The following is an 8,876-nucleotide window of genomic DNA, read 5'->3' on the forward strand; positions in this document are numbered from 1 at the left end:
CCTTTTCTTTTATTTTTCCATAAATGCTTTCAAGCGGTTAACTGCTTCTTTAAGCGTGTCTAGGTCTGTCGCATAGCTGAGGCGGACATTTTCTGGCGCTCCAAATCCAGCTCCTGTGACCAAGGCTACTTCAGCTTCTTCTAGGATAGCGGTTGTAAATTCTGTCACATCCGTATAGCCTTTCATCTCCATTGCCTTTTTGACATTTGGGAAGAGGTAGAAGGCTCCTTGCGGTTTGACCACTTCAAATCCTGGCACCTCAGCAAGAAGGGGATAGATGGTATTGAGACGTTCCTCAAAAGCCTGACGCATGCTTTCCACCGTATCTTGCTCGCCTGATAGAGCCTCAACTGCTGCATACTGGGCTACTGCTGACGGGTTTGAAGTTGTTTGACCTGCAATCTTGGACATGGCAGCGATAATGTCTGCTTCTCCAACGGCATAGCCAATACGCCAGCCAGTCATAGCATAGGTTTTAGACACACCATTGATAACCACTGTTTGCTTGCGAATCGCTTCTGATAGACTAGAAATAGGTGTGAACTCATGGCCATTATAGACCAAGCGCCCATAGATATCGTCTGCTAGGATGAGAATATCCTTTTCTACAGCCCAGTTCCCGATTGCTAAGAGTTCCTCACGGGTGTAAATCATACCTGTCGGATTAGATGGTGAATTCAGCACCAAAACCTTGGTCTTGTCTGTGCGAGCTGCTTCTAACTGCTCTACAGTCACCTTAAAGTGATTGTCTTCCTTAGCAGGAACAAAGACTGGCACACCCTCTGCCATCTTAACCTGATCTCCATAGCTGACCCAGTAGGGGGTTGGGATGATAACTTCATCACCTGGATTGACCACAGCCATAAAGAAGGTATAGAGAGAATATTTTGCTCCTGCAGCTACTGTCACTTGATTTGGCGCTACAGAATAGCCATAAAAGCGCTCAAAGTAGGTATTGACTGCTGCCTTGAGCTCTGGCAGGCCTGAGGTTACTGTATAAAAAGAAGCACGCCCCTCTTGAATCGATGCAATGGCGGCATCTTGGATATTTTTTGGAGTAGTGAAATCTGGCTCACCCAAGGTTAGAGACAAGATATCTCTTCCCTCAGCCTTCAGTGCTTTGGCACGGGCTCCAGCAGCCAAGGTCACACTTTCTTCCATTTCTAAAACACGGTTGGATAGTTTCATAGGCCCTCCTTATTGACCAATGCTCCTGTTTCAAAATCTACTAGATAAAAATTAGTTCCTGACTTGACTTCCCAGATTGGCTTGTCTTGATAACGGCCAAAGGTTATCTTGTCAATCTCGCCAGCTCCTTTTTCCTTAGAAACCGCTTCTGCTTTTTCTTGTGAAATACCCTGATTTAGCTGATAAACGTAAATCTTATGGTCATCTTTTCCGATCAGGACAGCAAGTGCTTCTTGCTGTTTATTACGACCAAGAACGCTGTAATAAGATTCCAAGCCATTGTATAAATCAACCTGATCAGCCTGCTCTAATCCTGCATACTGCTGAGCTAATTTTTCTCCTTCACTTTTAGCTGTTTGATAAGGTTTCATGCTAAGAGAAACCAGATACAGAAAGGAAGCACTGATAACCACAAACAAAATCGTCATCCCTAGACCATACTGCCACAGTAGATTATTTTTTGCTTTATTTTGTCTTGTTTTCACTCGTCTATTTTACCATCTATTGGGCTTTATTACAAGTGAATGCAAGAACAATCGCATTTTATTTCTCCCTTCAAAGCAAACCGTTTTTTATTGTTTAAAACTGAGAGGAAAAGTATAGATACAAGCGAAATCAACGTATTAAAAAACCTGAGCTTGCACTCAAGTTTTCAGAAATTTTTTTAATCTATGGAATCATTTTATCATCTATTTTTTTAGCCATTTTTCCTAAAAAGATAGTCAGTAGAAGGCTAATCATGACTAAAAAGGATCCTAGATAAAGAAATGTTACTACAAAGCCTAAATTGTCAATCAACCAGCCTGTCAGTGGGAAGAACACAATCATACTTAGGCTAAACATCATAGAGTAGACACTCAGCATGGTTGCCCTTACTTCACTTGGGAGCCGCTCTTGCAAATCATTATCAAAAATCGGCTGAAAAAGAGCATATAGAGCATTACTAATCAAATAAACCAAAATATAGATTAGAGGTGTTCCAAAGTAGGACAGCAGGTAGGTAACTCCAGTCAGCAGGACGAGAATAGGGAAAAGCTTCAAGGCGGCATATCTCTTTCCAATCTTACTCGCTAGATAGACTGCGACGATATTCAAGAGACTTCCAAGTAGCATAACTGCTGAAATTTGCCAACTACTTAAATCTGGTAACTGATTTTGATAGTAAAAATAAAACATGCACATGAGTGTACCAACAATCTGAGACAAAATCATCCAGTTGAACAGCATGGGATTTCGCTCCAACTCTTCCTTAACAGTCCACATAATCTGTTTCATGGTCACACTATCAGTTTTTTCTAGCTTGACACTGGGTTCTTTCAGCATCCAAATCAAGACAAGAACTATGATAGAAGTGGCAATCATGATATAGTAGGTCAGGTACAATTGACCATGGACAAAAAATCCCGCTAACACTGTCCCCAAAGAACGAGTTCCTTCTGCTACTCCTGACATGAAACTTGAAATGGATAGATAGCGTTCTTTTAGTCCAGCCTCTACAGCTGAGTCATAAACCATTGCTGCGCTTGTTCCTGAATCAAAATTATAAGACAAGGCACTCACCGCCATTGCTAGTGCATAAATCCAAAAATTTCCTTGCCCAGCCAACATGAGAATAGAAGACACAATCCCTGCTATTCGACTTAAATAAAGGTTGGTCTTATAGGAATAACGATCAGCTAACATTCCAGATGGAATTTCACAGAGAAGACTGATCGTATGAAAGATACTTTCCAGAAGTCCAATCTGCCAAAGAGACATGCCGTTTTGACTGAGAAAGAGAATCCAAAAACTGGTAATCCCTAGAAATGCAAAAAACTCAACTCCGGCCATCAGGCCAATATTTTTCCGATAATTTCTTATTAACATCTTTTCTCCTTAACAAGTGTATTATTATTTCTTTTGTCCGTCACTTGTTAATCTGTGTCTTACATGATCTCCACCCCTTTTAGAAGCATTCTTCAATGCCATTATTATTCCTTTAATGATTTATGAAATGATACCGGAAAATAGCTGTTCTGCGGTTTCTATTGCTAGTTTTCTTGTTTATTTTAGCACTTATATCATCATATTACAAGAGAATATAGGAATACTCTTCGAAAATCAAATGAAACCCGTAATCTAAGAGAAACAGTTCTCACTTTTCCAGTGACAACTGACTAGAGCTTCTGTAATTTTATAATTTTCAAATAAACTCTGAGCAAATTTCTTGCAAGTTGTCTTGTTTTGTTGTAATATATTTTATAACAACGAGAAAATTCTCGTAAATTTAAAAAAAGGAGACACATCATGTCTAAAAAAGTATTATTTATCGTCGGTTCACTACGTCAAGGTTCTTTCAACCACCAAATGGCTCTCGAAGCTGAGAAAGCACTTGCTGGTAAAGCAGAAGTTAGCTATCTTGATTACTCAGCTGTACCTCTCTTCAGCCAAGATTTGGAAGTTCCAACTCATCCAGCTGTAGCTGCTGCTCGTGAAGCAGTTCTCGCTGCGGATGCTATCTGGATTTTCTCACCAGTTTATAATCACTCAATTCCTGGGCCAGTGAAAAACTTGCTTGACTGGCTATCTCGTGCCCTTGACTTGTCTGATACACGTGGCGCTTCTGCCCTTCAAGACAAGTTTGTCACCGTATCATCTGTAGCCAATGCAGGTCACGATCAACTCTTCGCTATTTACAAAGACCTCTTGCCATTCATCCGTACACAAGTCGTTGGTGACTTTACTGCTGCACGTGTTAACGACTCTGCCTGGGCAGATGGAAAATTAGTTCTAGAAGAAACAGTCCTAAATTCACTTGAAAAACAAGCTCAAGACTTGGTTGCAGCAGTTCAATAAAAAATAAAGAATTTTTAAAAGTCTAAATCAATTATCGCCACCTCATAGGGTGGCTTTTTTAGACTCTATCAAGATTCTCAGACAAACATCAGCCATCCAAAAAAACCTTGAGCGTTACCACTCAAGGTTTTTAGCAGTCTTTTCCATCATGGAAAATCGTTCTAAGAATATTCTTTCATTCGAGATCTATCACTTATCATCTTCTTTCGAGAAATTAGTGACTGCTTGTTGCTGATTAATCTTCTTTTCTTCGACCTACATATAGGCTCAATAGAATACCGCTACCTAAAAGAACAGAGATATAATCAGATTGGCTTCCAGTTTCTGGTAATTTGTCCCCATGTTTTTCTTTACCTGTAGTTGGTACTACTGGGTTAGAAGTTAATGGTGTTACCGGTTGAACTGGTACATTTGGATTTGGTTGTGTTGGAACTTCAGGAATGTTTGAAGTTGGTTTGTCATTGACTTCTGGCATACCAGGTACTCCGCCATTAAATTCTGGAATTTCATGAACTGGAGGTGTTGGCATTCCTGGAACTTCTGGATTAGGAAGTTCATTGACTTCTGGCATACCTGGTACTCCACCATTGAATTCTGGCAATTCATTAACCTCTGGCATTCCTGGAACACCACCGTTGAATTCTGGCAATTCATGAACTGGTGGTTCTGGCATTGCAAACGTTGGTCCTTCTGGCACATTACGTGTTGGAGGAACTGGTTTGTCATTTGATGGTGTTACTGGTTTGCCTTGGCAACCACATTTACCATCTTTTCCGTCCTTACCATCTTTGCCGTCGCGACCATCACGTCCATCTTTAACAACTGTTTTTGTCACAGTTCCATCAGAATTGATGATTGTGATTGTATGACTACCATCACCATTATCTTCAACAGAAACTTTTGGTGATTTACCATCTTTACCGTCTTTAATCACCATTTCTGTCTTACTTCCATCTGGATTAGTGATTGTAACAACGTGAGTTCCGTCGTTATTATTTTTAACAGTTACAGTTGGTGAAACGCCATCTTTACCGTCTTTACCATCTTTGATAATAGATTTGTATTGACGACCATCAGAATCTATGATTGTTAATGTGTGAGTTCCGTCTCCGTTATCAACGATGTTCGCTTTTGGTGATTTACCATCAAAGATTGTAGTTGTAGTTTCTTTACCATCAGCTCCTGTCACTTTAATAGTGTGTGAACCGTTGTTGTTATCAATCACTTCAAGTTTTGGTTCTTTACCATCACGAACTGTAGTTGTTGTAGTTGTACCGTCTGAGTTCACAACTGTGATAGTGTGAGTTCCATCTCCGTTATCCACAACCTTAGCAGTTGGTGATTTACCGTCACGAACTGTGGTTTCAGAAACAGTACCATTACCGTTTTCTACACGAATTGTGTAAGTACCATCATGGTTATCTCTAACTGTTGCTACTGGTGATTTACCATCTTTAATGATTGTTTCAGTAGTTGTTCCATCACCATTTAGAACTGAGATCTTATGTGTTCCATTCTGTTCGTCAGTTATTGTAACTTTTGGTGATTTACCATCACGAACTGTGGTTTCAGTTGTCACACCTTCTGGATTTGTAATAACGATTGTATGACTTCCGTCTCCATTATCACGAACAGATGCGGTTGGAGTACGTCCGTCAACACCGTCACGACCATTCTTAACAACAAACTCATTCTTCGTTCCGTCTGGGTTAGTGATTGTTACTCTGTGGCTTCCATCTGGATTTTCTGTTGTAGTTGCTGTTGCAGCTTTACCATCTTTACCATCTTTGATGATAGCATTCGTAACATTGCCATCTCCATCCGTAACTTTAACAGTGTGAGTTCCATCGTTGTTATCAGTCACTTCAACTTTTGGAGTCTTACCATCTTTACCATTCTTAACAACTGTTTCTTTAGTTGTTCCATCTGGATTTGTTATAGTAATTGTGTGGCTTCCATCTGGATTTTCTGTTGTAGTGATATTGGCAGTTTTACCGTCTTTACCATCTTTAACTTTAGTTGTTGATTCAGAACCATCAGGGTTTCTAACAGTAATAGAGTGTGTTCCATCTCCATTGTCCGTTACATTTACAACTGGTGATTTACCGTCTGCTCCATTAGCTCCGTTTTCACCTTTTTCACCTTTTTCGCCTTTGTCGCCTTTTTCACCGGCTACTCCTTGAGGTCCACGGATATTACCAATCTTGTTCCAAGAACCATTTTCTTTCTTGTAAACATCACCTGTATTGGCGTCGATATAAGTATCACCGTCTTTACCATCATTAGCAGTTGGGGCAGTAACTCCACTTAGTAATTCAGCACCGTTACGTCCATTTGTACCAGAAGCTCCATCTGTACCATTACGTCCATTTGTACCATTCAAGATATCACTTGTACCAATTAATTCATCCACACCTGGATCGTATTTACCGTTACCATTATTATCATAGTATGCTGTAATACGAGTACCATTTACTGGTTGTGAATCTGTTGCATCTGTAGTTGTTGGTTGTACTGTTTCTGATGACTCAGTTGCACTTCTATCTTCATCTGGTAATGCTCTTCTATTTCTTGCACTTCTTGATGTTCCAGAAGGTTGTGAATTAGAAGTTGATCCAGCACCTCTTCTAACTGCTTCCACCAATGCATTTAAGTCAATAGTTGGTGTACGGCCATCTCTACCATTCTTACCATCTTTCACTGTAAAGGTTACTGGATCTTTACCTGGTGTTGTGATAGTTACAACAGTGCTTTGGCCATCTTGTCCACGTTGAGTAGTGATTGTAGGAGTTTGTCCATCCTGACCGGTTGCACCAGTTTCTCCCTTAGCACCATCTTGAACAAAGACTGTAGTTGGTTGTGAACCATCATGGTTATCCACCGTGATTTCTACACCTTTATGACCTTCTTCATCCTTACGAACAGCTGTTACTGTTGGAGAGACACCGTCCACTCCATCTTTAATAACTGCAAGAGGTTTTTCAGGGTTCAATGGTTGGCCTGGATGTGCTGGATCTTCTTGGTAAACTTTAGTTTCTTTACCATCTTTGACAGTAAGCAATGATTTACCATCACGTCCGTCCGCACCTTTAGCACCATCTTTAATCATTTCAGAACCTAGAAGTTCATCAGTTCCTGGAGTGTACTTACCATCATTGTTTTCATCAGTATAGAATGTCACAATTGTATGAGATGGATTTCCGTTTTGTCCTTCAACACGAAGCAAATCAACTTTTGGAGTTTTACCGTTCAGACCATTTTCACCGTTCTTAACATTTACTGTAACTGGATCTTTACCTGGAACAGTGAATGTAATGTCGGTACTATGACCATCTTTACCTGGAGTTACAGTTACTTCTGGAGTCTTACCATCTTCTCCACGTTCACCTTTGTCACCCTTAGGTCCCTTGATGTTGCCTTCTTTTTCCCATGTGCCGTTATTCTTAACGAAGACGTCACCTGTTTCTGTGTTAACGTATTTATCGCCGTCTTTACCTTCTGTAGTTGGGTTGACTTTGCCGTTCAATACGTCTTTACCGTCGCGTCCATCACGTCCGTCACGTCCTGCTGCGCCATCACGTCCATCGCGTCCTGGTAAACCTTGAGCTCCATCCGCACCTTTAGGTCCTTGCGCACCTTCTGCACCTTTATCACCCTTAGGTCCCTTGATGTTACCTTCTTTTTCCCAGTTGCCGTTATTCTTAACGAAGACATCGCCTGTTTCTGTGTTAACGTATTTATCGCCGTCTTTACCTTCTGTTGTTGGATCAACTTTGCCATTCAATACGTCTTTTCCGTCACGTCCATCACGTCCTGCTGGTCCTTGCGCTCCATCACGTCCATCGCGACCTGGTAAACCTTGAGCTCCATCCGCACCTTTAGGTCCTTGCGCACCTTCTGCACCTTTATCACCCTTAGGTCCCTTGATGTTACCTTCTTTTTCCCATGTGCCGTTATTCTTAACGAAGACATCGCCTGTTTCTGTATTAACGTATTTATCGCCGTCTTTACCTTCTGTTGTCGGATCAACTTTGCCGTTCAAGACGTCTTTTCCGTCGCGGCCATCACGTCCTGCTGGTCCTTGCGCTCCATCACGTCCGTCGCGACCTGCTGGTCCTTGGACCCCTTCACGTCCATCACGACCTTGAAGACCTTGTGCACCTTGGTCACCTTTAGGTCCCTTGATGTTACCTTCTTTTTCCCATGTGCCGTTGTTCTTAACGAAAACGTCACCTGTTTCTGTGTTAACGTATTTATCGCCGTCTTTACCTTCTGTAGTTGGGTTGACTTTGCCGTTCAAGACGTCTTTTCCGTCGCGGCCATCACGTCCTGCTGGTCCTTGCGCTCCATCACGTCCATCGCGACCTGGTAAACCTTGTGCTCCGTCTTGACCACGCTCACCTTGAAGACCTTGAGCACCTTTGTCACCTTTAGGTCCCTTGATGTTACCTTCTTTTTCCCATGTGCCGTTGTTCTTGACGAAGACGTCACCTGTTTCTGTGTTAACGTATTTATCGCCGTCTTTACCTTCTGTAGTTGGGTTGACTTTGCCGTTCAAGACGTCTTTTCCGTCGCGGCCATCACGTCCTGCTGGTCCTTGCGCTCCATCACGTCCATCGCGACCTGGTAAACCTTGAGCTCCATCCGCACCTTTAGGTCCTTGCGCACCTTCTGCACCTTTATCACCCTTAGGTCCCTTGATGTTACCTTCTTTTTCCCAGTTGCCGTTATTCTTAACGAAAACGTCACCTGTTTCTGTGTTAACGTATTTATCGCCGTCTTTACCTTCTGTTGTTGGATCAACTTTGCCGTTCAATACGTCTTTTCCGTCGCGTCCATCACGACCGTCACGT

General features: G+C 41.8%; 5 protein-coding genes. 1 reads left to right on the forward strand and 4 read right to left on the reverse strand.

From position 1 onward, the window contains the following. Window positions 1-9: 9 nt before the first annotated feature. From FJN11_RS06125 to FJN11_RS06135, 3 genes are all read right to left on the reverse strand, one after another. Complete coding sequence (locus FJN11_RS06125; protein ID WP_049510424.1) at window positions 10-1,188, reverse strand: pyridoxal phosphate-dependent aminotransferase; 1,179 nt, start codon at window positions 1,186-1,188, stop codon at window positions 10-12. Next, entirely contained in the window at window positions 1,185-1,673 is a 489-nt protein-coding gene (locus tag FJN11_RS06130) for a cell wall elongation regulator TseB-like domain-containing protein (RefSeq protein ID WP_181146401.1), read from the reverse strand. The genes FJN11_RS06125 and FJN11_RS06130 overlap by 4 nt, the downstream gene beginning before the upstream one ends. Window positions 1,674-1,857: 184 nt before the next feature. Then, window positions 1,858-3,054 carry an MFS transporter gene (locus FJN11_RS06135; protein ID WP_140224319.1) on the reverse strand — a complete coding sequence of 399 codons (1,197 nt, stop codon included), beginning with the start codon at window positions 3,052-3,054 and terminating at the stop codon, window positions 1,858-1,860. Between the two features lie 420 nt (window positions 3,055-3,474). Here FJN11_RS06135 and FJN11_RS06140 point away from each other — a divergent pair, with 420 nt between their 5' ends. After that, the gene (locus FJN11_RS06140) at window positions 3,475-4,023 is read left to right on the forward strand and encodes an NADPH-dependent FMN reductase (protein WP_140224320.1); all 549 of its coding nucleotides are present in this window, start codon (window positions 3,475-3,477) and stop codon (window positions 4,021-4,023) included. A gap of 235 nt (window positions 4,024-4,258) precedes the next feature. On the opposite strand, the gene FJN11_RS10820 is transcribed toward FJN11_RS06140, so the two are convergent. Continuing rightward, the coding region (locus FJN11_RS10820; protein WP_246039365.1) for an SIALI-17 repeat-containing surface protein at window positions 4,259-8,876 on the reverse strand (4,618 nt) is incomplete at its 5' end.

This window comes from Streptococcus symci (assembly GCF_006385165.1).
GTDB lineage: Bacteria > Bacillota > Bacilli > Lactobacillales > Streptococcaceae > Streptococcus > Streptococcus symci.